Below are 1,580 nucleotides of genomic sequence, written 5' to 3'. Positions count from 1 at the left end.
CCGTACTTCCCCGGCGGTGAACCGCACGACCCMGGCGGGCCCTACACCGGTCCGGCCAGTCGCGGCGGACCATAATCGGCCGATGATTCCCGCCGCAAGAACCCGGCTCTCTCGCCGGATGTGTGGAATCGGCCCGCTCCTGCGCCCTTAATAGGGCAGGTATATGCCCGCTCCCTTCATGGCGCGGCGAAGCATCTGGTTATTCGCGTACAAGGCCGCGGTATCCACATTCTGCAATGCTGCGGACACCGCGCCTTCGGACAGACCGGATCGCTCTTCCCTGCGGCCGGGCTGCAAATAGTCGACGCCTAGCATGGCGGCGAGGCTCGGACGGAGCACACTGATGAGAAGGGCCGTGTTTGGGTGGCTAGCGCGGATGACCTGGCGCAATTCGTCGCTCAATGCCTGTAGGTCGGTGTCCTCAGCTTCGTTGGCCGATAGGACTACCGTCACTCTTTCCGGACTTCCGGAAGACGCGATTAGATCTCGAAGTAGAGGCACCATATTGGACACGCCACCTGAGGGCACAATCGAGATCCCGGCGGAATTGCCGTGGATCACGCGCAGAGTCTCGAGTATCTGTGCCTCGAGTCGTCCTTCCACCAGGACAATCCGACGTACGACTGCAGGAGCAGTAGTCGACTGAGCTAGAGGAGCGAACGGAGTACCAGAGTCGCCCGCGGCGCGCAGCTTTTGGCGAATCGCATCCCGGGCGGACACATAGCCGTTGACGATTGAGYGGATATCGTCCCCATCCGCGAGAATTACGTTCAATTCCTTTCCGGCCACCAGTGCATCGACTGCGTCCGCGCTGAAACCCGCCATGCTGATGAAGAGCCCGWCGGACCCAACCAGTTTGCCGTCGACCTTCCCGCGAAATTGGAAGATGCTCGATGCGGGATGTGGGTCCTGTGTCCATTTGGCTTCTACGAGTACTGTTCGACCCTCCAGCCAGAGGGATCCGTCGATCTCCTCGCCTGTGGGCCGGAAGCTGAGACGTGGCTCCAGTTTTGCTTCCAGGAACATTCCGTACAAGATCCGTTCAAACCTCTTGCCGCGGGCTCGCCTCTCAGCGGGCGAGGCATCTGGCGGCAATGCATCGGCGTCCTTGAAGGCCTCGCGCCAATCCCACAGCGGCCCTTGTTTTGAACCCATTCCTCACTCTTAGCGCAGATTCGGCAGACCTCGAGAAGGCGCGGCTCGAGTTCTACGATTTCCTTGACCGGGGCAGCGCCCGACTCTATCTGCCTCGCGGCAGAGATATGGACGGCCGTTTGTAGCACGCGAGGCATCATTYGTGCACAATCTGCAAGGGTGGAGCGGGAGGCAATTCATGGAAGAACGCGTCCGACGTGCTGAGCGCACTCGCGAGACTCTCGAGGTGCTGCTCGAGCGGGGTGGCATTGGTCACGAGCTCCAAGCGAGCGACATCTGGTCAGTGGTCGAGGAGCGTTGGCCACTGAACGACTACGAGTCCGAAGTCACTCGCGTGAACGGCCGGCCCCGTGCACGCCAGGACTGGCATTGGATGTCGCAAGACCTCACTGAGAGTGGGTGGTTGCTGAAGAGCCCTGACGGCA

General features: G+C 61.2%; 2 protein-coding genes. One reads left to right on the top strand and one right to left on the bottom strand.

The window, feature by feature from the left end:
* Positions 1-147: 147 nt before the first annotated feature.
* A complete protein-coding gene (locus AC1DP3_RS18245) occupies positions 148-1,155 on the bottom strand; it encodes a restriction endonuclease (protein WP_477295775.1) in 1,008 nt (335 codons plus the stop codon).
* Positions 1,156-1,333: 178 nt separating this feature from the next.
* Here AC1DP3_RS18245 and AC1DP3_RS18240 point away from each other — a divergent pair.
* Positions 1,334-1,580: hypothetical protein (locus AC1DP3_RS18240; RefSeq protein WP_477295773.1), on the top strand; the 247-nt coding region annotated here is incomplete at its 3' end.

Source organism: Microbacterium sp. P5_B6, from assembly GCF_056400345.1.
Note: the sequence above shows the minus strand (reverse complement) of the source record. Positions and strands in the feature narration are given on the sequence as shown.